At 74.6% G+C, this 23424-nt stretch carries 21 protein-coding genes and 2 pseudogenes; 10 read left to right on the forward strand and 13 right to left on the reverse strand.

The window, feature by feature from the left end:
• Window positions 1-34 precede the first annotated feature (34 nt).
• Window positions 35-1594, forward strand: a pseudogene (gene mqo / locus ACFQ8T_RS05930) (malate dehydrogenase (quinone)); the annotation flags it as partial.
• A gap of 21 nt (window positions 1595-1615) precedes the next feature.
• On the opposite strand, the gene pntB reads toward mqo, so the two are convergent.
• Genes pntB through ACFQ8T_RS05945 form a run of 3 tightly spaced genes read right to left on the reverse strand, consistent with a single transcriptional unit; the run spans window position 1616 to window position 5033 of the window.
• Window positions 1616-3037: a Re/Si-specific NAD(P)(+) transhydrogenase subunit beta gene (gene pntB, locus ACFQ8T_RS05935; RefSeq protein ID WP_430545635.1), complete on the reverse strand. Its 1422-nt coding sequence runs from the start codon at window positions 3035-3037 to the stop codon at window positions 1616-1618.
• Window positions 3034-4599 (reverse strand): Re/Si-specific NAD(P)(+) transhydrogenase subunit alpha, encoded by a 1566-nt coding sequence (locus ACFQ8T_RS05940; RefSeq protein WP_430545636.1) that lies wholly within the window; start codon window positions 4597-4599, stop codon window positions 3034-3036. The genes pntB and ACFQ8T_RS05940 overlap by 4 nt, the downstream gene beginning before the upstream one ends.
• 11 nt (window positions 4600-4610) lie before the next feature.
• The gene (locus ACFQ8T_RS05945; protein ID WP_430545637.1) at window positions 4611-5033 is read right to left on the reverse strand and encodes a pyridoxamine 5'-phosphate oxidase family protein; all 423 of its coding nucleotides are present in this window, start codon (window positions 5031-5033) and stop codon (window positions 4611-4613) included.
• A 180-nt stretch (window positions 5034-5213) separates the two neighbouring features.
• Here ACFQ8T_RS05945 and ACFQ8T_RS05950 point away from each other — a divergent pair, with 180 nt between their 5' ends.
• Window positions 5214-5924: a rhamnogalacturonan acetylesterase gene (locus tag ACFQ8T_RS05950; RefSeq protein ID WP_430545638.1), complete on the forward strand. Its 711-nt coding sequence runs from the start codon at window positions 5214-5216 to the stop codon at window positions 5922-5924.
• Window positions 5925-5926: 2 nt separating this feature from the next.
• Here the strand turns inward: ACFQ8T_RS05950 and ACFQ8T_RS05955 are convergent, their stop codons facing one another.
• Window positions 5927-6844, reverse strand: coding sequence for an NADP-dependent oxidoreductase (locus tag ACFQ8T_RS05955; protein WP_430545639.1), 918 nt, complete (start codon window positions 6842-6844; stop codon window positions 5927-5929).
• A 58-nt stretch (window positions 6845-6902) separates the two neighbouring features.
• A complete protein-coding gene (gene sigJ / locus ACFQ8T_RS05960) occupies window positions 6903-7820 on the reverse strand; it encodes an RNA polymerase sigma factor SigJ (protein WP_430545894.1) in 918 nt (305 codons plus the stop codon).
• A 153-nt stretch (window positions 7821-7973) separates the two neighbouring features.
• Here sigJ and ACFQ8T_RS05965 point away from each other — a divergent pair, with 153 nt between their 5' ends.
• The 3 genes from ACFQ8T_RS05965 (at window position 7974) to ACFQ8T_RS05975 (ending at window position 11153) form a co-directional block, all read left to right on the forward strand.
• Window positions 7974-8408 (forward strand): carboxymuconolactone decarboxylase family protein, encoded by a 435-nt coding sequence (locus tag ACFQ8T_RS05965; RefSeq protein WP_430545640.1) that lies wholly within the window; start codon window positions 7974-7976, stop codon window positions 8406-8408.
• A 97-nt stretch (window positions 8409-8505) separates the two neighbouring features.
• Entirely contained in the window at window positions 8506-9540 is a 1035-nt protein-coding gene (locus ACFQ8T_RS05970; RefSeq protein WP_430545641.1) for a LacI family DNA-binding transcriptional regulator, read from the forward strand.
• A complete protein-coding gene (locus tag ACFQ8T_RS05975; RefSeq protein ID WP_430545642.1) occupies window positions 9537-11153 on the forward strand; it encodes a UxaA family hydrolase in 1617 nt (538 codons plus the stop codon). The genes ACFQ8T_RS05970 and ACFQ8T_RS05975 overlap by 4 nt, the downstream gene beginning before the upstream one ends.
• 31 nt (window positions 11154-11184) lie before the next feature.
• Here the strand turns inward: ACFQ8T_RS05975 and ACFQ8T_RS05980 are convergent, their stop codons facing one another.
• The gene (locus ACFQ8T_RS05980; RefSeq protein WP_430545643.1) at window positions 11185-11772 is read right to left on the reverse strand and encodes a TetR/AcrR family transcriptional regulator; all 588 of its coding nucleotides are present in this window, start codon (window positions 11770-11772) and stop codon (window positions 11185-11187) included.
• Between the two features lie 71 nt (window positions 11773-11843).
• On the opposite strand from ACFQ8T_RS05980, the gene ACFQ8T_RS05985 reads away from it, so the two are divergent.
• A complete protein-coding gene (locus tag ACFQ8T_RS05985) occupies window positions 11844-12272 on the forward strand; it encodes a VOC family protein (RefSeq protein WP_430545644.1) in 429 nt (142 codons plus the stop codon).
• Here the strand turns inward: ACFQ8T_RS05985 and ACFQ8T_RS05990 are convergent.
• A complete protein-coding gene (locus ACFQ8T_RS05990; protein ID WP_430545902.1) occupies window positions 12269-12571 on the reverse strand; it encodes a hypothetical protein in 303 nt (100 codons plus the stop codon). The two genes, ACFQ8T_RS05985 and ACFQ8T_RS05990, sit on opposite strands and share 4 nt — an antisense overlap.
• A gap of 68 nt (window positions 12572-12639) precedes the next feature.
• A pseudogene (locus tag ACFQ8T_RS05995) lies at window positions 12640-12870 on the reverse strand (maleylpyruvate isomerase family mycothiol-dependent enzyme); the annotation flags it as partial.
• 151 nt (window positions 12871-13021) lie between these two features.
• Between ACFQ8T_RS05995 and ACFQ8T_RS06000 the strand changes: the two are divergent.
• The 3 genes from ACFQ8T_RS06000 (at window position 13022) to ACFQ8T_RS06010 (ending at window position 16256) form a co-directional block, all read left to right on the forward strand.
• The gene (locus ACFQ8T_RS06000) at window positions 13022-13816 is read left to right on the forward strand and encodes an HAD hydrolase family protein (protein ID WP_430545645.1); all 795 of its coding nucleotides are present in this window, start codon (window positions 13022-13024) and stop codon (window positions 13814-13816) included.
• 99 nt (window positions 13817-13915) lie between these two features.
• The gene (locus ACFQ8T_RS06005; RefSeq protein ID WP_430545646.1) at window positions 13916-14245 is read left to right on the forward strand and encodes a cupin; all 330 of its coding nucleotides are present in this window, start codon (window positions 13916-13918) and stop codon (window positions 14243-14245) included.
• Between the two features lie 115 nt (window positions 14246-14360).
• Window positions 14361-16256, forward strand: a complete 1896-nt coding sequence (locus tag ACFQ8T_RS06010) for a rhamnogalacturonan lyase (RefSeq protein WP_430545647.1) — start codon at window positions 14361-14363, stop codon at window positions 16254-16256.
• A gap of 36 nt (window positions 16257-16292) precedes the next feature.
• Here ACFQ8T_RS06010 and ACFQ8T_RS06015 read toward each other — a convergent pair whose 3' ends face one another.
• The 4 genes from ACFQ8T_RS06015 to ACFQ8T_RS06030 are packed head-to-tail and all read right to left on the reverse strand — an operon-like array spanning window position 16293 to window position 21269.
• Window positions 16293-17678, reverse strand: coding sequence for an aldehyde dehydrogenase family protein (locus tag ACFQ8T_RS06015; RefSeq protein ID WP_430545648.1), 1386 nt, complete (start codon window positions 17676-17678; stop codon window positions 16293-16295).
• Window positions 17675-18922 carry an ectoine hydrolase gene (gene doeA / locus ACFQ8T_RS06020; RefSeq protein WP_430545649.1) on the reverse strand — a complete coding sequence of 416 codons (1248 nt, stop codon included), beginning with the start codon at window positions 18920-18922 and terminating at the stop codon, window positions 17675-17677. Before doeA ends, ACFQ8T_RS06015 begins: the two co-directional genes overlap by 4 nt.
• 44 nt (window positions 18923-18966) lie before the next feature.
• On the reverse strand, window positions 18967-20214 hold the full coding sequence (locus ACFQ8T_RS06025) for an aspartate aminotransferase family protein (RefSeq protein ID WP_430545650.1): 1248 nt from the start codon (window positions 20212-20214) through the stop codon (window positions 18967-18969).
• Window positions 20215-20246: 32 nt separating this feature from the next.
• Window positions 20247-21269 carry a GlxA family transcriptional regulator gene (locus ACFQ8T_RS06030; RefSeq protein ID WP_430545651.1) on the reverse strand — a complete coding sequence of 341 codons (1023 nt, stop codon included), beginning with the start codon at window positions 21267-21269 and terminating at the stop codon, window positions 20247-20249.
• Window positions 21270-21384: 115 nt separating this feature from the next.
• Here ACFQ8T_RS06030 and ACFQ8T_RS06035 point away from each other — a divergent pair, with 115 nt between their 5' ends.
• Window positions 21385-22155 (forward strand): NAD(P)H-dependent oxidoreductase, encoded by a 771-nt coding sequence (locus ACFQ8T_RS06035; protein WP_430545652.1) that lies wholly within the window; start codon window positions 21385-21387, stop codon window positions 22153-22155.
• Window positions 22156-22165: 10 nt separating this feature from the next.
• On the opposite strand, the gene ACFQ8T_RS06040 is transcribed toward ACFQ8T_RS06035, so the two are convergent.
• On the reverse strand, window positions 22166-23389 hold the full coding sequence (locus ACFQ8T_RS06040; protein ID WP_430545653.1) for an MFS transporter: 1224 nt from the start codon (window positions 23387-23389) through the stop codon (window positions 22166-22168).
• Window positions 23390-23424: the final 35 nt, after the last annotated feature.

Raw genomic sequence — 23424 nt, forward strand, 5'->3', positions numbered from 1 at the left:
TTTGTGACAGTTTTCACGCGCGGCGTATGGTGAGCCGGTGACTTCGAGTGCTACGACTGCTGGGGCCCCCACAGGGGCCGACGTCGACGTCGTCCTCATCGGCGGCGGAATCATGAGCGCCACGCTCGGCACGCTGCTCCAGCAGCTCGAGCCGTCGTGGTCCATCCGGATCTACGAGCGCCTGGACGACGTGGCGCAGGAGTCCTCGAACCCGTGGAACAACGCGGGCACCGGGCACGCCGCGCTCTGCGAGCTCAACTACACGCCCGAGCGCAAGGACGGCTCGATCGACATCACCAAGGCGGTGGCGATCAACGAGCAGTTCGAGATCTCGCGCGAGCTCTGGCAGCACCTGCTCGCCACCGGCCGCCTCAAGGACGACTCGTTCCTCAGCAACACCCCGCACATGACGTTCGTGCGCGGGGAGAAGAACGTGGACTACCTGCGCCGCCGGTACGAGACGCTGCGCGTGCACCCCCTCTTCCGCGACCTCGAGTACAGCACCGACCGCGCGACCGTCGGCCGCTGGGCGCCGCTCCTGACCGCCGAGCGGGACGCCGACGAGCCGATCGCCGCCACCCGCGCGACGTCGGGCACCGACGTCGACTTCGGCAACCTCACGCGTCAGCTCGTGGACGGGCTCGTCGCGAACGGCGCCGAGCTCAAGCTGCAGCACGAGGTCAAGAGCCTCAAGCGCACCAAGGACGGCCGCTGGCGCCTGCGCGTCAAGGACCGCTCCTGGAACGCGCGGAACCGCACCAGCACCGTCACCGCGAAGTTCGTCTTCGTCGGCGCCGGCGGCGGCGCGCTCCCCCTGCTCCAGTCGGCCGGCATCCCCGAGATCAAGGGCTTCGGCGGCTTCCCGATCTCGGGCGAGTTCCTGCGCACCGACAACCCGGAGCTCGTCGCCCAGCACCAGGCCAAGGTGTACGGCAAGGCCGACGTCGGCGCCCCGCCGATGTCCGTGCCGCACCTCGACACCCGCGTGGTCGACGGCAGGACGTACCTCATGTTCGGCCCCTACGCCGGCTTCAGCCCCAAGTACCTCAAGAAGGGCAAGTACCTGGGCCTGATCACGTCGCTGCGCGCCAACAACGTCACGTCGATGCTCGGCGCGGGCCTCAAGAACCTCGACCTCACGCAGTACCTCGTCGGCCAGCTGATGGCCGCGCCCGAGACCAAGTTCCAGGCGCTGCAGCAGTTCATGCCGACCGCGCACCCCAAGGACTGGGAGAAGCTGACGGCCGGCCAGCGCGTGCAGGTCATCAAGCGCGACGCCGACGGCAGGGGCGTGCTCCAGTTCGGCACCGAGATCGTCACGGGCGCCGAGGGCTCCATCGCCGGCCTGCTGGGCGCCTCGCCGGGCGCCTCGACCGCGGCCTCCGCGATGGTCGACCTGCTCGAGCGGTGCTTCCCGTTCCGGTTCACCAAGTGGCGCCCCGAGCTCGCCTCGGTCATGCCCAGCCTGGACGGCGTGCCCGCCGACGCCAGCACGATCGACGCGACGCCGGTCCCGGACTCGCCGTCGTACCTCCACGCCGACGGCGTCCTGGACGCCGCGGTCTACGAGTCGCAGGCGGACTCCCGCTTCTGAGCTCGACCCTCCTCGGCGGCGTCAGAGAGCCTGGACGATCTTGTCCACCTGCTCCCTGGCGTCGCCGAAGAGCATCCGGGTGTTATCGCGGAAGAACAGCGGGTTCTGCACGCCGGCGTAGCCGGTGGCGAGAGACCGCTTGAACACCACGACGTCGCGCGCCTTCCACGCCTCGATGACGGGCATGCCCGCGATGGGTGACGACGGATCGTCCTGCGCCGCCGGGTTCACCGTGTCGTTCGCGCCGATGACGAGCACTACGTCGGTGCCAGGCAGGTCGGGGTTGACCTCGTCCATCTCGAGCACCAGGTCGTAGGGCACGCGCGCCTCGGCCAGCAGCACGTTCATGTGGCCCGGCAGCCGCCCCGCCACGGGGTGCACGCCGAACCGGACGGTCACGCCGCGCGCCCGCAGCCGCTCGGCGAGGTCCGCCACCGGGTGCTGGGCCTTCGCCACCGCCATGCCGTACCCGGGCACGACGACGACCGAGCGCGCCGCGGTGAGCAGCCCCGCCACCTCGTCCGGCGACGTCTCGCGCACCTCCCCCGCCTCCTGCGTGCCGCCGCCGGGGCCGCCTGTCGCCCCCGCGCCGAAGCCGCCGAGCACGACGGACCAGAACGACCGGTTCATCGCCTTGCACATGAGGTAGCTGAGGATCGCGCCGGAGGCCCCGACCAGGGCACCCGTGATGATGAGCAGGTCGTTGCCGAGCGTGAAGCCCGCCGCCGCCGCGGCCCAGCCGGAGTACGAGTTGAGCATCGACACCACGACCGGCATGTCCCCGCCGCCGATCGCGGCGACGAGGTGCCAGCCGAGCGCCAGCGCGACGAGCGTCATGAGCAGCAGCGGCAGGACCGCGGCCCCGTCGTCGTCCGCGCTCACGAACCAGGCCAGCAGGCCGGCGGACGCGACCAGCGCCAGCAGGTTGAGCGCGTGCCGGCCGGGCAGCGTGAGCGGCGCCGAGGGCAGCCGCCCGGAGAGCTTGCCGAACGCCACGACCGAGCCCGTGAACGTCACCGCGCCGATGAGCACGCCGAGGAACACCTCCACGCGGTGCACGGTGTCACCGCCCGCCGCCGCGGCACCCACGGGCTCCGCGAGGAACGAGCCGTAGCCCACCAGCACCGCCGAGAGCCCCACGAACGAGTGCAGCAGGGCGATGAGCTCCGGCATCTGCGTCATCTCGACGCGCCGCGCCCGCCACGACCCCACCGCCGCGCCCACGACCAGCACCAGCAGGATCAGCCCCGCCGTCACGGGCCACGGGCGCTGCGACCGGTCGAGCGCCAGCGCGATCGTCGCGACGATCGCCAGGCCCATCCCGAGCATCCCGAGCACCGTGCCGCGTCGTGCGGACTCCTGCGCGGACAGCCCCGCCAAGGACAGCACGAACAGCAGCCCCGCGATCACGTACGCGGCCTGCGCGACCGACGTCACCGTCATGACGCCTCCCCGCCCGGGGTCTCCCGACGGAACATGCCCAGCATCCGGCGGGTCACGAGGAACCCGCCGAACACGTTGACGCTCGCGAGCGCGGCGGCCAGGACGGCGAGCGTCGTGACGAGCGGCGACGAGTCGCCGATCTGCAGCAGCGCGCCGACCATGATGATGCCGCTGATGGCGTTGGTCTGGGCCATGAGCGGCGTGTGCAGCGCGTGCGTGACGTTCGAGATCACGTAGAAGCCCACCACCACCGCGAGCGCGAACACCGTGTAGTGCCCGACGGCGTCCGGCGGCGAGACGGCGATCAGCAGGCCTGCGGCCACGGCGCCGAGCGCGCCCAGCACCGTGCGGCGCATCCCGCGGCGACGGCGCTCGGCCCCGGGGTCGACGGGAGCAGGCTCGGGCGGCACGGGCGCCGGGGCCGGCGGCGGCGCCGCGGACACCGCGACGGGCGGGGGCGGCCACGTCACCGCGCCCTCGTGGGTCACCGTCATGCCGCGGACCACCGGGTCGTCGAGGTCGAGCACCACGCGGCCGTCCCTGGCCGGCGTGAGCAGCGTGAGCAGGTTGACCACCACGGTGCCGAGCAGCCGCGAGCTGTGCTGCGGCAGCCGCGCGGCCAGGTCGGTGTACCCGAGCACGACGACCCCGCGGCCGGTGACCACCCGCTCCCCCGGCACCGTGGCCTCGCAGTTGCCGCCGCCGGGCGCGGCGAGGTCCACGACCACGGAGCCGGGCCGCATCGCGTCGAGCATCGCGCGCGTGATCGTCGTCGGCGCCGTGCCGCGAACGAGCGCGGTCGTGACGACGACGTCCGCCCGCGCGGACTGCTCCGCGTACGCGCGCAGGGCCGCGGCCTCCTGGTCGGCGCTCTGCGCGCTCGCGTACCCGTCGGCGCTGACCTGCTGGACGGCGTCGTCGGCACGCACGACGCGGGCGCCGAGCGACTCGATCTGCTCGGCCGCCTCGGGCCGCACGTCGAACGCGTGCACCTCGGCGCCGAGGCTCACCGCGGTGCCGATCGCGGCCAGGCCGGCCACGCCGGCGCCGATGACGAACACCCGCGCGGGCGGGGTGCTGCCCGCGGCCGTCACCTGACCGGTGAACATGCCGCCGAACTCCTCGGCCGCCTCGACCACCGCGCGGTAGCCGGCCACGTTGGACAGCGCCGACAGGACGTCCAGGGCCTGCGCGCGCGAGATGCGCGGCACCGTGTCGAGGGCCAGCGCCGTCACGCCGCGGGCGGCGAGCGCCGCCAGCAGGTCGGGGCTCGTCGGCGGGGCGAGCTGCGCGACGAGCGTCGCGCCCGGCCGCATCAGGTCGAGCTCGGCGAGGCCCGGCGCGTGCAGCGTGACCACGACGTCGGCCGCCCACACGTCGGCGCGGTCCGCGACGCGGGCCCCTGCCGCCACGTAGTCGTGCGCGGGCAGGCGCGCGCCGTCCCCCACCCCGGGCTCCACGACGACGTCGTGCCCGAGGGCGACGAGACGACGGACCGCGTCCGGGGTGACGGCGACGAGGCGCGGGTCCGCCCCGGCGGTGCGGGGGGCTCCGATGCGCACGGCCGCCTCCCTCAGCGGGCGTCGCGCAGGCTGCCCCACGCCGTCCAGCGGTCGACCTCGACCACGGCGGTCACGCGGGCACGGTCCCGCACGCCGTACGCGTCGCCGGTGTAGTGGCGCGCGATGCGGTCGGTGTCGGAGAGGTCGGCGTCGTCGCGCCACGCGGTGACGCGGCCGAGCAGCGTGGCGTGCGTGTACCAGTCGTCGGCCAGCACGGTGAGGCTCACGTGCGGGTTCGCGCGCAGGTGCTGCACCCGCTTGCGCGTCGCGTCGAGGTTCACCAGCACGTGCCAGCCGCCCGCGCCGTCCTCCTCGAGCAGGTACCACGTCGCCGCGGTGACGGGGCTGCCGTCCGGGCGGACGACGCCGATCACGGCGGGCTGGGGACGGCGGAGCAGGTCGAGCACGGGGGCCGGGAACGGCGGACGGGGCATCGTTGACTCCTCGCAGACTTCGTGACGCTCATCGTGGTGCGTGGCACGTTTCGGTCGCTCGGCGCCGACGCTACGCCCTGGACGTGCGCGGATGCACGCGATCTCGTCGTGTCGTACCCCCGCTAGGGTGATCGGCAAGCGCTTGCCCGGTTCCGTCGTCCGCTCCCCGAAAGGACCCGCATGCCCCGCACCGTCCACCTCGCCGGAGACTCCACCGCCGGCCCGAAGAGCCGCGCCGCCGCGCCCGAGACCGGCTGGGGGATGGCCCTGCCGTACTACCTCGACGACGCCGTCGCCGTCGCCAACCACGCGCGCAACGGCCGCAGCACGCGCAGCTTCGTCGCCCAGGGCCGGCTCGACGCCGTGGCCCGCGACCTGCGGGCGGGCGACGTCCTGGTGATCCAGTTCGGCCACAACGACGCGAAGGTCGAGGACCCCGAGCGGCACACCGAGCCCTGGACGTCGTACACCGAGCACCTCGCCCGGTTCGTCGACGTCGCGCGCGCCGCCGGCGCGCAGCCGGTGCTCGCGACGTCGGTCGAACGACGCCGGTTCGACGACGCGGGCCGGGCCGTGCCCGCCCACGGCGAGTACCCCGACGCGATGCGCGCCCTCGCCGCGCGCGAGGACGTGCCGCTCGTGGACGTCCAGCGCGACTCGCTCGCGCTGTGGCACGACCTCGGGCCGGAGCGCACGCTGCACTACTTCTTCCACGCCGACGACGGGCGCCGCGACGACACGCACTTCAACCCGCCCGGCGCGGGGGCCGTCGCCCGGCTCGTCGCCACCGGCCTCCTCACCTCGGGCGTCCTCGAGAGCCACGAGGTACGGCGGCTGGACGAGGACGTGCCCGACGCCTGGTTCCGCTGGCTCGACGACGAGCCGGCCTGAGCTCAGCCGCCGACGCGCACGATCGTCTTGCCGGGGGCCCGGCGCGGCGCGGCGAACGCCGCCGGGGCCTCCGCCAGCGGGACGACCGTGCCGATCACGGTCCGCAGGCGGCCCTCCCGCACGCGCCGGGCGAGCCCGGCCAGCTGCTCCCGGTCGGGCTCGACGACGAAGAACACGGCGCGCCCGTCGGCGGGCCGCGCCCCGGGCGGGCCTGCGATCGTCACCAGGGTGCCGCCCCCGCGCACGAGTGCGGCGGATCGGATCGCGACGTCCCCGCCGATGACGTCGAAGACGAGGTCGACCCCGCCCGCGGCCGCGAGGCCCTCCCGCTCCAGGTCGAGGAACTCGTGCGCGCCGAGCCCGAGCGCGGCCTCCCGGTCGCGCGCGCGGCCCGTGCCGACGACGTGCGCGCCGGCCTCGCGGGCGAGCTGCGTGACGACCGATCCCACACCGCCGGCCGCGCCGTGCACCAGCACGCTCTGGCCCGCCTGCAGGCGCGCGTGCACGAACAGGCCCTGCCATGCGGTGAGGCCGGAGACCGGCAGGCTCGCCGCCACGACGTGGTCGACGTCCGCCGGCAGGGGCGCGAGGTTGCGCGCCTCGACCGCGACGAGCTCGGCGAGGGTGCCGTCGCGGGTCCAGTCCGCGAGGCCGAGCACACGCTGCCCCACCGTGAGCCCGGTGGTGCCGTAGCCGAGCTCCTCGACGACCCCGGACAGCTCGTGCCCGGGGATGCTCGGGGTCCGGTCCCGCCCGGCCCGGTCGGTCCAGGTCCCGGGCCAGGTGAGCTCGCCGGGAGTGAACCCGGACGCGTGCACCCGGACGATCACGTCGTTCTCCGCGGCGTGCGGCGCAGGACGCTCCGCGAGCCTCATCCCGGCGACGCCGGCCTCCTGGTCCTCCACGACGACTGCCTGCATGGCCCGCTCCTTCGGTCGGTGGGTTGTCGACCGTCCGACGACGCAGCCGCACGAGATGTCAGGAGGGCGGGTTCCAGCGGGTGAGCTTGCCCGGGTTCCACTGCACCCACACCGCGGCGACCTGCCCGTCGACCACGCGGAGGTTCACCACCCCGGTGACACGTCCGCCGCGCACGAACGTCAGAGCCGCGCCGTCCGCCGTGGTGCGCAGCTCCAGCCGCGCGTCCGCCTGCCGGTCCAGGACGCCGAGCAGGAAACGCGCCACCTTCGACGAGCCGTGGACCGGGTTGAGCGCCGCCCGCACCACGCCGCCCCCGTCGGAACGCAGCTCGACCGACGGATCGAGCAGCGCCGTGAGGGCGGCCAGGTCTCCGCCGTCCGCCGCACGCGCGAAGGCCGCGACCACGCGGTCGTGCTCACCCGGGCCCGCCTCCCCCGCCCGGCCGTCCCGCACGTGGGCCCGCGCCGAGCTCGCCAGCTGCCGGGACGCGGCCGGCGTGCGCCCCAACGTCTCCGCCACCTCGGCGAAGGAGTACCCGAAGACGTCGTGCAGCACGAACGCCACCCGCTCGGCGGGCGTCATCGCCTCCAGCACCACGAGGAGCGCGGTGCTCACCGACTCGTCCCGCGCGACCCGCTCCGCCGGGTCGGCGACGTCGGCGCCGTCGGCCCCGGTCGCCCGCGCGAACACGTCGCCGGGCACCGGCTCGGGCAGCCATGGCCCGACGTACCGCTCGCGGCGCGCCCGCGCGCTGCCGAGCACGTCCAGGCACACCCTGCTCGTGACCCGGGTCAGCCAGGCGGCGGGGTTCACGACCGCCGCCCGCTCGGACGTGTCGAGGCGGTACCAGCGGACGAACGCCTCCTGGACCGCGTCCTCGGCCTCCGCCGTCGTCCCGAGCATCCGGTACGCCAGGCCGACGAGCCGACGTCGCTCCCCGTCGAGGAGCGCACCGTCCCCGCCGTCCTCGCCCATCACGACCCGTTCCCTCTCGTCCGCCGTCCCCGCGCCACCGCGCCGACACTATGCCTGCCCGCGCCACGCCCGCCCGCCAGGCCTGACGTCCCGCTCGCGTGCATCGTCAGGAGGGCAAGCGCGACACCATCACCGACGAACCGAAGGATCCCCGTGACCACGATCAACCTCGGCAAGACGCACCCCGCGGCCTACAAGTCCCTCCTCGCGCTCGACGGCGAGGCCGCCGCCGCGTGCACCGCGGCGGGCCTCGACCCCCTGCTGGTCGAGCTCGTCAAGCTTCGGGTCTCCCAGCTCAACGGGTGCGCGTTCTGCCTGCGGATGCACACCCGCGACGCCCTGGCCCAGGGCGAGAGCACGGACCGCCTCGCCGTCCTCGCCGCCTGGTGGGAGTCGCAGTACTTCACCGCCGCCGAGCGCGCCGCCCTCGCCCTCGCCGAGCAGGTCACCCGGCTCGACGTGCCGGAGCGGCCACAGCCCGACCGGGACGCCCTGACCGACGAGCAGGCCGGCGCCGTCGGCTGGCTCGCGGTCGTGATGAACGCCTGGAACCGGGTCGCGATCACCAGCCACTATCCCGTCCACTGACCGGCGCGGGAGGCGCGGGCTTCCGCAGCGCCCGACGAACCGCTAGGGTGAAACACGCTGGAACCGGTTCCAGCGTGGCTCAACCCCGGAGGTCCGCGTGGTCACGCTCCGCGACGTCGCACGCGCGGCGGGCGTCTCGCTCGCCACCGCGTCGCGCGCGATGAGCGACGCGCCGCACGTGTCGGCGGCCAACCGCGCGCAGGTGGCCCGGGCCGCGGAGTCGCTCGGCTACCGGCCCCACCCCGCGGCCCGCGCGCTGACCACCGGCAGCACCGGCACGGTCGGGCTGGTCGTGCCCGACCTCGCCAACCCGTTCTTCGCGGCTGTCGCCAAGGGCGTGCAGGCGCGGGCCCGGGAGACCGGCCGCGAGGTCCTCGTCGCCGACACCGACGAGGACGTCACCGTCGAGCCCGACGTCATCACCCGGCTCGGCGACCGGGTCGACGGGCTCGTGCTCTGCTCGCCGCGCCTGCCCGCCGACCGGCTCCGGCCGCTGCTGGTGTCCGCGGACGGCCCGGTGGCGCTGGTCAACCGCGAGGCGCCCGGCGTGCCGTCGGTCTCGTTCGACATCGCCGACGGGGTGCGCCAGGCGCTCGACCACCTGCGCGCCCTCGGGCACGACGTCGTCGCCTACGCCGGCGGGCCGCGCACCTCGTGGTCGGACGCCGAGCGCCGGACGGCGCTGGCCACGCTCTCGACGGTCACGACCGGCGACGCCGTGCTGGACCTCGGCACCTTCCGGCCGACGCACGGGGGCGGCGTCCAGGCCGCGGACCTCGCGCTCGCGGCCGGCGCCACGGCGGTGCTGTGCTTCAACGACCTCGTCGCCCTCGGCGTCCTGGCCCGGCTGCACGCGCGCGGGGTCGCCACGCCCGCCGACGTGTCCGTCGTCGGGTTCGACGACGTCGCCGCGGCGTCGCTCGTGACTCCCGCCCTGACCACCGTCGCCGTGCCGCTGGCCCGGGCCGGACGGGTCGCCGTCGACCTGCTGGCCGGCGGCTCCCCCGAGCCCGAGCACCGCCGGCTGCCCGTCGAGCTCGTCGTGCGCGCGTCCACCGCGCCGGCGACTCCCGCCCCCGCCGTCACCGACGCCCGTCCCCTCTCCACCGATCCCGAGGTCGCGATCCGATGAGCACCGCCCCGCACCACCCGCTGCTGCCGCTCGCGGCGACCCCCACGCCGGGCGCTCCCGCCGATCCGCCGCTGCCGGACGTCGTCGACCTCGCCGACGTCGCGCTGTTGCTCCGGCCGGCCGACGACGTCGCCGTCACGACGCGCCAGGTGCCCACGGGCACCACGGTGCGCCTGCCCGACGGCACCGAGGCGACCACCCGCTCGACCCTGCCCCGGGGCCACAAGCTCGCCGTCCGCCCCGTGGCGGCCGGCACGGAGGTGCGCAAGTACGGGCAGTCCATCGGCCGCGCGACGAAGGACGTCGTGTCGGGCGACCACGTGCACACGCACAACCTGGGCATGGACGACGGCGCCCGCGAGTACGAGTTCGGCACCGCGCGCACCACTCTCCCCGAGCCCACGACGCGCCGCACGTTCCAGGGCTACCGCCGCTCGGACGGCCGCTGGGGCACCCGCAACTACGTCGGCATCCTCACGTCGGTGAACTGCTCGGCGTCCACTGCCCGGATGATCGCGGACCAGTTCCGCGGCCCGGTGCTCGACGCCTACCCCCACGTCGACGGCGTCGTCGCGCTCACGCACGACACCGGCTGCGGCCTGGTCCCGACGTCGGAGGGCGCGCAGGTCACCCTGCGCACGCTGCGCGGCTACGCGTCCCACGCGAACATGGCCGGGCTGCTCGTCGTCGGGCTCGGCTGCGAGATGCTGCCCGCCGCCTCCGTGCTCGACGGCCTGGAGCTGCGCGACGACCTGCCCGTGCGCACGCTCACCATCCAGGACACCGGCGGCATCCGCGCGACCGTGCGCGCGGGCGTCGCCGCCGTCACCGAGATGCTGCCCGCGATCGACGCGCTGCGACGCGAGGAGGCCCCCGCGTCCGAGCTCGTGCTGGGCCTCAACTGCGGCGGCTCCGACGGGTTCTCGGGGATCACGGCCAACCCCGCGCTCGGCCACGCCTCCGACCTGCTCGTCGCGCAGGGCGGCACGTCGATCCTCGCCGAGACGCCCGAGGTGTTCGGCGCCGAGCACCTGCTGCTGCGCCGCGCCGTGTCGCGGGAGGTGGGCCAGCGCCTGCTCGACCGGCTCGACTGGTGGCAGGGCTACGCGGCGGCCGGCGGCGGCACGCTCGACAACAACCCGTCCCCCGGCAACAAGGCGGGCGGTCTCACGACCATCCTCGAGAAGTCGCTCGGCGCCGTCGCCAAGGCGGGCACCGCCGACCTCGTCGCGGTGCACGAGTACGCCGAACCCGTCACCGAGCGCGGCATGACCTTCATGGACACGCCCGGCTACGACCCGGTGTCCGTGACGGGCATCGTCGCGGGAGGCGCGAACGTCGTCGTCTTCACGACCGGCCGGGGCTCCGTGCTGGGCTGCAAGCCGTCGCCGTCGATCAAGGTCGCGACGAACTCCGACACCTACCGCCGCATGAGCGAGGACATGGACCTCGACGCCGGCCGGATCGTCGAGACCGGGCTGAGCGTCGAGGAGGTGGGCGAGGAGCTGTTCGAGAAGATCCTCGCCGTCGCGTCCGGGGAGCAGACCGTCTCGGAGGAGCTCGACCTGGGCGCCGACGAGTTCGTGCCCTGGCAGCTCGGAGCGGTCACCTGACGCGGCCTCGAGCCCGGCAGACCCGTCGGGCTCAGGCCTCGATCCCGCGCAGCAGGCGGCTCAGCGCGGCCCACGCCTGCTCGAGCGCGCGGTCGCGGTCGGGCGAGGCGGCCACCCAGAGAGCCGCCTCGTTCATGGCCCCGGACAGCAGTGCGGACGTGGCGGGCACGTCGGCGGCGCGCACCCGTCCGGCGTCCGCGAGCTCGCCGAGCACCTCGTCGAGCAACCGCCCCGAGCTCGCGGCGTCGTCCTCGCGCCAGCGCGCCCAGCCGAGCACGGCCGGCCCGTCGACGAGCACGACCTGCCGGGCGTCGTCGGCGACGACCGCCGACAGGAAGGCGCGGCAGCCCGCCTCGAGGCTCTCCCACGGGTCGCCGAGGCCGTCGGTCGCGCGCTCGATCTCCGCGCCGACGGCCGCGGTCACGTCCGCGTGCACCGCGGCGAACAGCCCGGCGCGGCTGCCGTAGTGGTGGTACACGGCGCCCCGTGTCACGCCGCACGCCGCGGCGACCTCCTCGACCGCCACGGCGGCGTACCCCCGCGCCGCGTACAGCCCACGCGCGGCGGCGAGGATCGCGGCCGCCGTCGCCTCGCTCTCCGCCCTCGATCTCCTCGGCATGGTTGACAGGTTACCGACACCATGAATGTATAGATACGTACACGCCGTACGTAAACCCTCCGGGAGTCGTCATGATCACCAGCCTGTACCCCGTCCTCGCCGCCTCGGACGTCCCGGGAGCCGCGCGCTTCTACGCCGACCTCCTCGGCATGACGCCGACGTTCTCCTCGGACTGGTACGTCAGCCTGCGCTCCGGCACGGCGGAGCTCGCCGTCGTCGACGCGGACCACGAGACGATCCCCGAGCCCGCCCGGGGCGCCCGCGCGGCCGGCGTCCTCGTCACCGTCGAGGTGGACGACGTCGACGCCGTGCACGCCCGCGTCCTCGCCAGGGGCGCACACGACGTGCTGCTGCCGCTGCGCGACGAGGCGTTCGGCCAGCGGCACTTCATCGTGGCCGGGCCCGACGGCGTGCTCGTCGACGTCGTCACCCCGATCCCGCCGTCCGCAGAGTTCGCCGGTCTCTACGCCAGGGCCGGCGCCGAGGCCGAGGGCGCCTAGACGCGCTCCCGCACCCGTGCCAGCCCCTCGCCCGTCAGCGCGTCGCAGAACACCCGCCGGCCCGCCAGCACCATGACGAGCGCGAGGGTGCTGCCGCGGACCACGGGGCCGTGGCCGTGCGCGAACGGGCCGTCGGTCGCCTCGAGGCGCAGGCCGCGCGCGACGCTCCGGCCGGGGACGGTGAAGTCGCGCGCGGCGAAGAAGCGCGCCACCTCGGTGGTCGCGGCGACCGGCGGCACGCGCGGGATGCCGAGCGGCGTGCGGACGTCCTGCCCGTGCACGACGACTCGCCCAGCCACGCGGCCGTGTGCCCGCTCGGCGCGACCGTGCCGGTCGCGACGGCACGGAAGCGCTCGAGCGTCTCGACGGGCGTCGCGCCGCGGTGCTCCGCCAGGCGCCGCGCGTTGTGCAGGTCGGCGTCGAACCGCGCCCCGACGATGCTGCGCAGCCAGGCCCACCGGCCGGTGCTCGCGCCCGCCGTGAGGTGCGCGACGACGTCCTCCACGGTCCAGTCCCCGCACAACGAAGGCCCGGCCCACGCCGCGTCGTCGAGCTCCTCGAGCTCGTCCGCGAGCGCCTCGCGCTCGGCACGGATCATGGACCAGGTCTCGGCGCGCGGGGTGCTCGTCGTCACGTGGGCAGCCAACCACGGGACACCGACGCCGCGGTTAGGCTCGACGGTGCCCACGACGACGCCGAAGACCTGGAGGACTGCGCCCGTGTCGGGTTCGATGAGTGACGGGGCGCGCGTGGCGTTCCTGGACGTGGACGGCACCTACGCGGACCACGGTGCGGTGCCGCCCGCGCACGAGGAGGCCGTCCGTGCCGCGCGGCGCGCCGGCCACCGGGTGCTGCTGTGCACCGGCCGCCCCGAGTCGATGCTGCCGCCGTCGCTCCTGGCGGCGGGCTTCGACGGCATCGTGGCGACGGCGGGTGCGTTCGTCCGGCTCGACGGCGAGGTCGTGGCCGACCTCCGTTTCCCCGACGACCTCGCGACGCGCGTGCGGCACGTGCTCGACGCCCACGACGTCGCGTACCTGCTGGAGACCCCCGACGCGGTGTACGGGCCGGTCGGCCTCGACGCCCGCCTCGCTGTCCGCGGGGACGCGGCACCCCACGAGATCCTCGACGTGCTGCGGATGCCCGGCGACCTCGCGGGCGTCCGGTACGCCAAGATCAGCTACTTCGACTCGCGCGTGCCGATCGCAGGCCTGCGCACCGAGCTCGGCCCCGAGGTCGGCATCCTCCCCTCGTCCTACGCGGACACGGGCGACAACGCCGGGGAGATCCACCTGGCCGGGGTGCACAAGGCCGTCGGGATGGCGGCCGTGATCGAGCACCTGGGGCTCACGGCCGCGCAGGCGGTCGGCGTCGGCGACGGGTACAACGACGTCGAGATGCTCCAGTACGCGGGCACCGCCGTGGCGGTCGAGGGCGCGCCGCCGGCCGTCCTCGCCGAGGCGGACTTCGTGGTGCCCGGGCCCGCGCGCGGCGGCGTCGCGGAGGCGTTCGCCCGGCTGGGGATGATCGACGGCACTGCCTGACCCGCCACGACCCCGACGCGCGGCGTCCGCGGGTACGGTGAGGGCCGCGGGCCCGCGACGACGCGGACCCGCGTGCCGACCGACGGACGGAGCCCCCTGATGGCCGACCTGGACGCCCTCACGACGACCCACCTCGACAAGGCCCGCGCCGCGGAGAACGGCCGCAGCGCGGAGGTCGTCGTGCACGACGGCCCCTTGCGGCAGACGATCCTGGCGCTGGTCGAGGGGATCGAGCTGGGCGAGCACAACTCGCCGCCCGCGGCCTCGGTCCTGGTGCTGCACGGGCGCGTGCGGGTGACCGCGCTCGACGGGAACGACGAGGTCCACGCCGGGCAGCTGCGCGTGCTGACCCACGAGCGGCACGCCGTCAGCGCGCTGGAGGACTCGGTCTTCCTCCTCACGACGGTGACCAGCATCCCCAAGCCCTGAGCGCCGGCCCTCCCGTACGTCCCACGTCGTGAGACCCGGGGGTGACGTGGGCAACCGGTTTCTGGCAGCCTCGGTCCCGAACGGTGTGAATCGTCTCAACCGGAACGGAGCAACGATGCTGCCGACTCTCCGCACGACCGCAGCCACCACCACGCTCGCCACCGCCGTGGGCGCGCTCTGCGCGCTCGCCCTCGCCTCCCCCGCCCTCGCCGCCGGCGCCCCGCCCGCCCCCGCGGTGCCGGCGTCCGCCGCGGACGCGTCGCCCGGCGGCCGGGCGGTGATCAGCACGCCCGGCGCCGACGGCAACCGCGTGAGCTGGCGCCTTCTGGCGTCCGACGGCGGCGACGCGGCGTTCCACGTCTACCGCGACGGCGTCCGGGTGCCCGGGCCCGCCGTGACCGGCGCGACATCGTTCCTCGACCGCGGCGCGCCCGCCGACGCCCGCTACGCCGTCCTCGCTGTCGGGGACGGGGCCGCGCGCGCCAGGGCCGCGCTGTCCGCCGGCACCGCCGAGGACGCCGCCGGGCAGGTCGCCGGCGAGTCCCTCACGCTCGCGCCCGTCGCGGGCGCCGAGGCGAGCTCGCTCGACGTCCCGCTGGACGTGCCGCCCGCCGGCGACGGGTACACCTACTCCGCGAACGACGCGTCGGTGGGCGACCTCGACGGCGACGGCGAGTACGAGATCGTCCTGAAGTGGGACCCGAGCAACGCCAAGGACAACTCGCAGTCCGGCGTCACGGGCAACGTCTACCTCGACGCGTACGAACTCGACGGCGAGCGGCTGTGGCGCGTCGACCTCGGCCGCAACATCCGCGCCGGGGCGCACTACACGCAGTTCCAGGTCTACGACTACGACGGCGACGGCGCCGCCGAAGTCGCCGTGAAGACCGGCGACGGCACCGTCTCGGGCACCGGTCAGGTCATCGGGGACGGCGACGCCGACCACCGCAACTCCAGCGGTTACGTGCTCAGCGGACCAGAGTTCCTCTCGGTCTTCCGGGGCACCGACGGCGCCGAGCTCGACACCGTCGACTTCCGGCCCGCCCGCGGCAACGTCGGCGACTGGGGCGACACGTACGGCAACCGGGTGGACCGCTTCCTCGCGGGCACGGCGTACCTCGACGGGTCCCGGCCGAGCATCGTCATGGGGCGCGGCTACTACGCCAAGACGGCCGTCTCCGCGTGGGACTTCCGCGACGGCGCGCTCACCCGCCGCTGGACGTTCGACTCCAGCTCGTCGACCAACGGGCCCGACTGGACGGGACGCGGCAACCACCAGCTCTCGATCGCGGACGTGGACGACGACGGCCGCGACGAGATCCTCTACGGCTCGATGGCGATCGACGACAACGGGTACGGGCTGTGGCAGAACGGCACCCACCACGGCGACGCCTACCACGTGAGCGACCTCGTGCCGTCGAACCCCGGGCTCGAGGTGTTCAAGCCGTCCGAGTCCGGCAGCGACCCCGCGCACTGGGTCGCCGACGCCGCCACCGGCAGGATCCTCTCCAGCGCTCCGGCCGCCGGCTCCGACAACGGCCGCGGCGTGGCCGCGGACATCACCGCGGACAACCCCGGGGCCGAGGTCTGGTCGTCCAAGGTCTCCGGCCTGCGCAGCGCGACGGACGGCTCCGAGGTGGGTCGTAAGCCGGGCTCCACCAACTTCGTGATCTGGTGGGACGGCGACGGGCAGCGCGAGCTGCTGGACGACACCCACATCGACAAGTACGGCGCGAGCGGCGACACCCGACTGCTCACGGGTGCGGGGGTCGCGTCCAACAACGGCACCAAGGCGACGCCGGCGCTCCAGGCCGACATCCTCGGCGACTGGCGCGAGGAGGTCGTCTTCCGCACGACCGACTCCAGCGCGCTGCGGATCTACTCCACGGACATCCCGACCGACATCGCGCACCCGTCGCTCATGGAGGACCGGCAGTACCGGCTGGCCGTCGCGTGGCAGAACACGGCGTACAACCAGCCGCCGCACCCCAGCTTCGCCACGGTGGACTGACGACCGTCGTCCCCGTACGGTCGGCCCGCGCCGGGCTCAGCCCTGGCGCGGGCCGACCCACACCTGCTGCACGTTGACGAACTCCTTGATGCCGTGCGGGCCGAGCTCGCGCCCGTAGCCGGAGCGCTTCACCCCTCCGCTGGGCAGCCGGGGGTCGGTCTTGACGATGCCGTTCACCGAGACCTGACCGGCCGCGATGTGGCGGGCCATCGCCTCGCCGCGCTCCGGCGTCGACCAGACGCTCGCCGCCAGGCCGTACTCGGTCCGGTTCGCGGCCTCGAGCGCCTCGTCGGCGTCGGCGGCCCGCAGCACCGCCATGACCGGACCGAACGTCTCCTCGCAGGCGGCGGTCATGTCGTCGGTGACGTCGTCGAGCAGGGTGGGCGGGTAGTACCAACCCGGGCCGTCGGGCAGCTCGCCGCCGAGCAGCAGGCGCGCCCCCGCCTGCACCGTCTGCGTGACCTGACGGTGCAGGTTCTCGCGCAGGTCGGCGCGGGCGATCGGCCCCACCTGCGTGGCGGGGTCGCGCGGGTCGCCCACCTTCAGCGCGGCGAGCCGGTCCCGGAGCCGGTCGACCAGCGCGTCGTGCACCGCGTCCTCGACGATGATCCGCTTCGCGGCGATGCACGACTGGCCCGCGTTGATGATGCGCGACAGGGCGATGGTGTCGGCTGCGGCGTCCAGGTCGGCGTCGGCGAGGACCACGCACGGGTCGGAGCCGCCCAGCTCCAGCACCGCGGGCTTGATCTCGGCGGCCGCGACGCTGGCCACGGCCGACCCCCCGCGCGACGACCCGGTGAACGACACCGCCTGCACGCGCCGGTCCCGGATGACGCCGGCGACGTCCGCGGTCTCCAGCGGCAGGTTGAGGAACACGCCCTGCGGCGCGCCCGACGCCGACAGCGCCCGCGCGAACACGTCGCCGATCGCCTCCGCGCAGCCCGGCACGTGCGGGTCGTGCTTGAGCACGCCCGTGTTGCCCGCCATGAGGGCGGGCGCCGCGAAGCGCAGGGCCAGCCAGAACGGCGCGTTCCACGGCAGGACGCCGAGCACCGTGCCCAGCGGGAGGTGCTGCACGTAGCTGCGCGTCGCGTCGGAGGCGATCTCCTCGGTCGCCAGGTAAGCCGCCGCGTGCTCGGCGTAGTGGTCCGCGCACCAGGCCGCCTTCTCGACCTCGCCGAGCGCCTCGGAGATCGGCTTGCCCATCTCCTGCGTCATGAGGGGCGCCAGCTCGTCGGCCCGCGCGCGGAGGTCCGCCGCCACCGCGTGCAGCACCTCGGCGCGTCCGACGAGCCCCCGGTCCCGCCACGCGGCCCGCGCCGCCTCGGCGGCCGCCAGGGTGGTGTCCACCTCGCCCGGCGTCGCCGCCGGGACCTCGCGGACCACCTCGCCCGTGCTCGGGTCGGTCGCGATCAGCATCATGCGGTCTCCTCCTCGGTGGCGTCCGTGGTGGTGTCCTGCACGAGCGAGAGGGGCTCGCCCTCCGCCCTCCCCGCGGCGTGCTCGGGCTTGCAGGTGAAGTCCTCGGCCAGGGTGAAGAACGACTCGCACCCGTCGGCCGTCACCCGGACCGTGTCGGAGATGCCGACGGTCTTGTCGCCGTCGACGCCCCACATCCACGGGATGATGTGGAACGTCATCCCCTCCCGGAGCACGCGCGGGTCGCCCTGGTTGAGGCTGACGATGTAGCCCTCGTCCCAGCTGGGCGGGAACGCGATGCCGATCGAGTACCCCGACCGGGTCACCAGCCGTGCGCCGACGCCGTTGTCCGAGATGATGTTCCGCACGATGTTGTCGGCGTCGGACACGGTGAGCCCGGGCCGGATGGCCGCCTTGACCTCCGCGAGCGCCAGCTTCATCCGCTCCTGCGCCACCAGCATGCTGCGCGACAGGTCGTCGAGCACCACGGTGCGCATCATCGCGGTGTGGTACCGCCGGAAGCAGCCACCGACCTCGAGGAAGACGTGCTCTCCCGGCTGCACGGTGCGCCCCTCCCACGTCGCGTGCCCGATCATGCTCCGCGGCCCCGAGGTGACGTACGGCATCACCGCGGGGAACTCGCCGCCGGAGCGGAACATCGCCGACGCGATCTCCGCCGCGATCTCGTTCTCCGTCACCCCTGCGGCGACTGCCTCGATGCCCGCCGCCATCCCGACCTCCGTGGCGCGCGCGGCGCGCCGCATGACGGCGATCTCGGCGTCCGACTTGGTCACGCGCCCCTCCTCCACGATGCCGAAGCAGTCGAGCAGGCGGCCGTCGGTGAACGAGTTGTGGATGTAGTCCTGGTGGTAGGCCGGGAAGTAGTAGCTGTTGCGCTCGTACCCGACGTCCTTGGTGTCGAGGCCGAACTCTCGCAGGGACTGCACCAGGCTCTGGATGGCGTCGCCCGTGTCCGGGTAGGGACGGGTCAGCTCCACCCACGTGCGGGCGTGCACGTTCGACTCCTCCATGGCGCGGGTGATCATGAACGGCTCGTCCTCGAGCGGCACGACCAGCGCCTGGAAGAAGGAGTACCCCGTGGTCTGGTAGTCCGTGAGGTACATGAGGTTCTCGGGGTCGGTGATGACCACCGCGTCCAGCATCCGCTCCGCCATGCGGCGGCGCAGGTCGCCGAGGCGCCTCGCGTACTCCTCGAACGGGAACGTCATGTCGTCGCGCTGCCGCATGCCGGCCTCCTTCAGCTGGTGTCACGCGCCCCCGGTCGGGGGCGCTAGAGGGTGTCGCGCACCGCCCCCGCGAGGATCTCCAGGCCCTCGTCGAGGTCGTCGTCGGGGATGGTCAGGGGCGGGATGAGCTTGAGCACGCGCCCGCCGCTGCCGCACGGGCCGATGAGCAGCCCTCGGGCGAAGCACTCCGCCGCGACCGCCTTGGCGAACGCGCCGTCGACGACGTCCAGGCCCTGGATCATGCCGCGGCCGCGCACGGCGAACCCGCGGTCGGGGGCCACGGCCGCCAGCTCGTCCAGCACGGACACCATTCGCTCGGCCCTGGCGTGCACCTGGGTCATGAGCTCGTCGTCGTCGAAGTACGTCAGCGCCTCGCGTCCGGCCACGAACGACAGGCCCTGGCCGCGGAAGGTGCCGGTGTGCTCCCCCGGCGCCCAGTGCGCGTCCAGCTCGGGCCGGTTGAGGTTCATCGCCAGGGGCGTCCCGTAGCCGCCGATCCCCTTGGCGAGGCACACGACGTCGGGGTCGAGCCCCATGCCGTCGAAGCTGAAGTAGCTGCCGGTGCGGCCGCAGCCCACCTGGATCTCGTCGATGACGAACAGCGCCCCGACGTCGCGGGCGAGGCGCTGCACGGCGTGCAGCCACTCGGCGCTCGCCACGTTGACGCCGCCCTCGGCCTGGATCGTCTCGACGACGAACGCGGCCGGGGGCAGCAGGCCGCTCGACACGTCGGCGAGCTGCGCCCGGTAGGCCTCGAGCGACGCGAGACCGCCCCCGGGGGCGGTCTCGAAGGGCAGCCGGTGCACGTTCTCCAGGGGCACCCCGGCGGCCCGGCGGAAGACGTCGTTGCCCGTGAGCGCGAGCGACCCGAGGGTCATGCCGTGGAACCCGTGCGTGAAGGCGACCACCTCCCGCCGCCCGGTGACCTTGCGGGCGAGCTTGAGCGCCGCCTCGACGGCGTTGCTGCCGGTGGGGCCCATGAACTGCAGCCTCATCGTCATGCCGCGCGGCTCCAGCACCGTGGAGACGAACTTCGCGATGAAGTCGCGCTTCGTGGTGGTCGCCATGTCGAGGCTGTGCGCGACACCGTCGGCCTCGAGGAACTCGATCATGGCGCGTTTCATGCGCGGGTTGTTGTGCCCGAAGTTCAGCACCCCCGCGCCGGCGAAGAAGTCGACGTAGCTACGGCCGGCCTCGTCCACCTGCCGCGCGTTCGACGCCGAGGCGAACACCGTGGGGTACGTGCGGCTGTACCCCCGGATCTCGGATTCCCACTTCTCGAAGACCTCCATCAACCAGATGTAGGTGCCCGAGGCCCGCCCCGTCAAGGAACTCGCGGGACGACCTCCGTCACGTTCTGATGTCTTGGGCCGGGGCCGAAGGTCGCACGGTAGGCGGCGGGCGAGACGCCCAGCGCCCGCGCGAAGTGCTGGCGCAGCGACGCCCCGGTGCCGAACCCGGCCCGGCGCGCGACGACGTCCACGGGGAGGTCGGTGCGTTCCAGCAGGTCGCGCGCCCGCAGCAGGCGCTGCTGCAGGAGCCAGGCCCCGGGCGAGACGCCGACCTCCCTCCGGAACCGGCGGGTGAAGGTGCGGGTGCTCATCGACGCGTGCCGGGCGAGGTCGTCCAGGGAGAGCGGGTGGTCGAGGTGCTCGAGCGCCCACGCACGCGCGGGGCCGGTGTGGCCCCCGGTCGGCTCGGGCACCGGGGCGTCGACGTACTGCGCCTGGCCGCCGTCGCGGAACGGCGGCACGACGCTCCGGCGGGCGACGTCGTTCGCGACCACCGCGCCGTGGTCGGAGCGGATGAGGTGCAGGCACAGGTCGATGCCCGCCGCCTCGCCGGCCGACGTGAAGACGCGGCCGTCCTCGGTGAACAGCACGTCCGGGTGCAGGTCGACCCTCGGGAACGCCTGCCGGAACCGGTCGGCCGACAGCCAGTGCGTCGTCGCGCGTCGCCCGTCGAGCAGCCCGGCGCGGGCGAGCGCGAACGCCCCGGTGCAGATGGACGCGACCCGCGCGTCCGGGCGGACGGTCGCCAGCAGGCCGGGGGTGACGGCGTCGTCCTCGTCGACGTCGTCCAGCGCGTGCGACGCCGGCACGACGACGGTGTCGGCGAGCGCGAGCACGCCCGGGCCGTGCGGGACGTCGATCATGAAGTCCGCGTCGGTCCGCACGGGTCCCGTGGCCGCCGCGCACGTGCGCACGTCGTAGAGCCGCTCGCCGCCGGCGTCGCGCGCGACGCCGAAGAGCTGGTGCACCGCGCCGAGCTCGAGCGGCATCACGCCGTCGCGCACCAGCACCGCGACGAGGTGCCGGCGGGGTGCGCGCGTCCGTCTCGCAGGCATGGCTCGATCCTTGCACATCGTGGCCTTCCGGCCACTGGCCGCCCGGTGGCCCGCCCGGCACCCTGGAAGGACGGGCGGCCGACCGGCGCCTGTCCCCGACGGGAAGGACGGTCCGATGCGGGTGCTGTGGGTGCTGGCCCATCCGGAACCGCGGTCGCTCACGGCGCGACTGCGGGACGAGGGGGTCCGCGCGCTGCGCGGGGCCGGGCACGAGGTGGTCGAGTCCGACCTGTACGCGATGGGCTGGAATCCCGTGGTCACGGCCGCCGACTTCGGCGACGCCGTGGGCGACGGCGACCGGCTCGACGTCGCGGGCGCCTCGGAGCGCGCGCTGCGCGGCGGTACGCTCGCGCCCGACATCCGGGCCGAGCACGACAAGCTCGCCCAGGCCGACACGGTCGTCGTGCAGTTCCCCCTGTGGTGGCACGGCACGCCCGCGATCCTCAAGGGCTGGCTCGACCGGGTGCTCGTGCAGGGCTACGCGTACAACGTGCGCGACCAGGCCGGCCGCACGCGCCGGTACGGCGACGGCGGGCTGGCCGGCCGCCGCGCGCTCGCCGTGGTCACGGTCGGGGCGGGCACCGGGCTCGGCCCGCGCGGCCTGCACGGCGACCTCGCCGAGGTGCTGTTCCCGCTGCTGCACGGCACGTTCTGGTACACGGGCATGCAGGTGGCCGAGCCGGTGCTCGTGCCCGGCGCGAGCCGTCTGGACGACGCCGGCTTCGCCGCGGCCGCGGACGACCTGCGCCGCCGGTTGCTCGCGCTGCCGGACGGGCCCTTCGTGCCCTACCGGCCCCAGGACGGCGGGGACTACGACGGGCGCGGGGAGCTGTGCGACGCGGTGGCGCCCGGCGGCCGCGGGCTGGGCGTGCACCGGCGCGCCTGAGGCGTCGGCGTCAGGTCCGCCGGCGCCGGGGCGGCACGAGGTTCGCGAGCGAGGAGTACCGCGGCACCCAGCGCGCGAGGGCGGCCGCGGACGCGCCGCCCAGCGTTGCGGTGGCCCACACCCCGGCCGCGAGCGAGCCCAGCGCCGCCCCCGCCGACAGGATCAGCGGGCCGAGCGCGTCGCCCGTGTCCTGGAAGAGCCGCCACACGCTGAGGAACGTGGGCCGCACCGCGGCAGGTGCGACGTCGGCGCCCAGCGTCATGACGATGCCCGAGCCCATGCCGTTGCCCACCCCCAGCAGGGCGGCGACCACGGCGAGCGCTCCCGCGGTGTGCGCGAACGGCAGCACCGCCAGCCCCACCGCCATCGTGAGCATGGACGGGACGGCCACCCACAGCCGGCCGAACCGGTCCATCACCTTGCCCGCCGGGTAGAACAGCAGCATGTCCAGGGCGCCCGAGACGCCGAAGACGAGCGACGTCACCTCGGCGTCGAGCCCCAGGTGCTCGCCCCACAGCGGGATGACGGTCTGCCGCGCGCCGCGCACGGCGCTCACGAGCAGGATGGCGACGCCGAGGGTCGCGAACAGCTGGCGGTGCTCGCGCGCGACCGCGGCGATGGACACGCGCGGCCCGCCGGCGGGCCGCGGCAGCGGGGCGTCGGCCCGCGGCTCCGGCCGCACCAGGGCGATCACCAGCACCGCCACCAAGGCCGAGCCGGTGCCCAGCCAGAACGCTCCGTGCAGCGAGGTCGCCGCGATCACCGCGGCGCCCGCGAACGGCCCCAGGAACAGCCCGATGCGGTGCACCCCCGCGAGCGTCGACATGACCCGCGCCCGACGCAGCGGCGGCGTGATCTCCGTGAGGTACGCCTGCCGGGCGAGGTTGAAGACGGCGTTCGCCGCGCCGAGGGCGAGCACGCCCAGCGCCAGGCCCCACAGCGCCGAGGACAGCGCGATCGTCGTGAACGCCACGACGGCGACACTGCCGGCCACCAGCATCGCCACCCGGTCGCCGAGGCGCTGGGAGAGGGCACCGGCCGGCAGGTCGAACGCGATCTTGCCGAGCGGCAGCAGCGCGGCCACGAGCCCGGCGACCGTGAGGGTCGCGCCGCGGCCGGTGGCGGTGACCGCCACGACCGGCAGCAGCGCGCCGATGCCGATCTCCAGCACCAGGGTGGGGAGGAACGCCCCGAGGACGACGCTGCGGAACGGGAAGAGGGGCGGGGAGGGCACGCACCCTTCCTATCGCACGGGGCCTGACCGAGGCC

This window comes from Isoptericola sp. NPDC056618 (genome assembly GCF_042792715.1).
GTDB classification, from domain to species: Bacteria; Actinomycetota; Actinomycetes; order Actinomycetales; family Cellulomonadaceae; genus Isoptericola; species Isoptericola nanjingensis.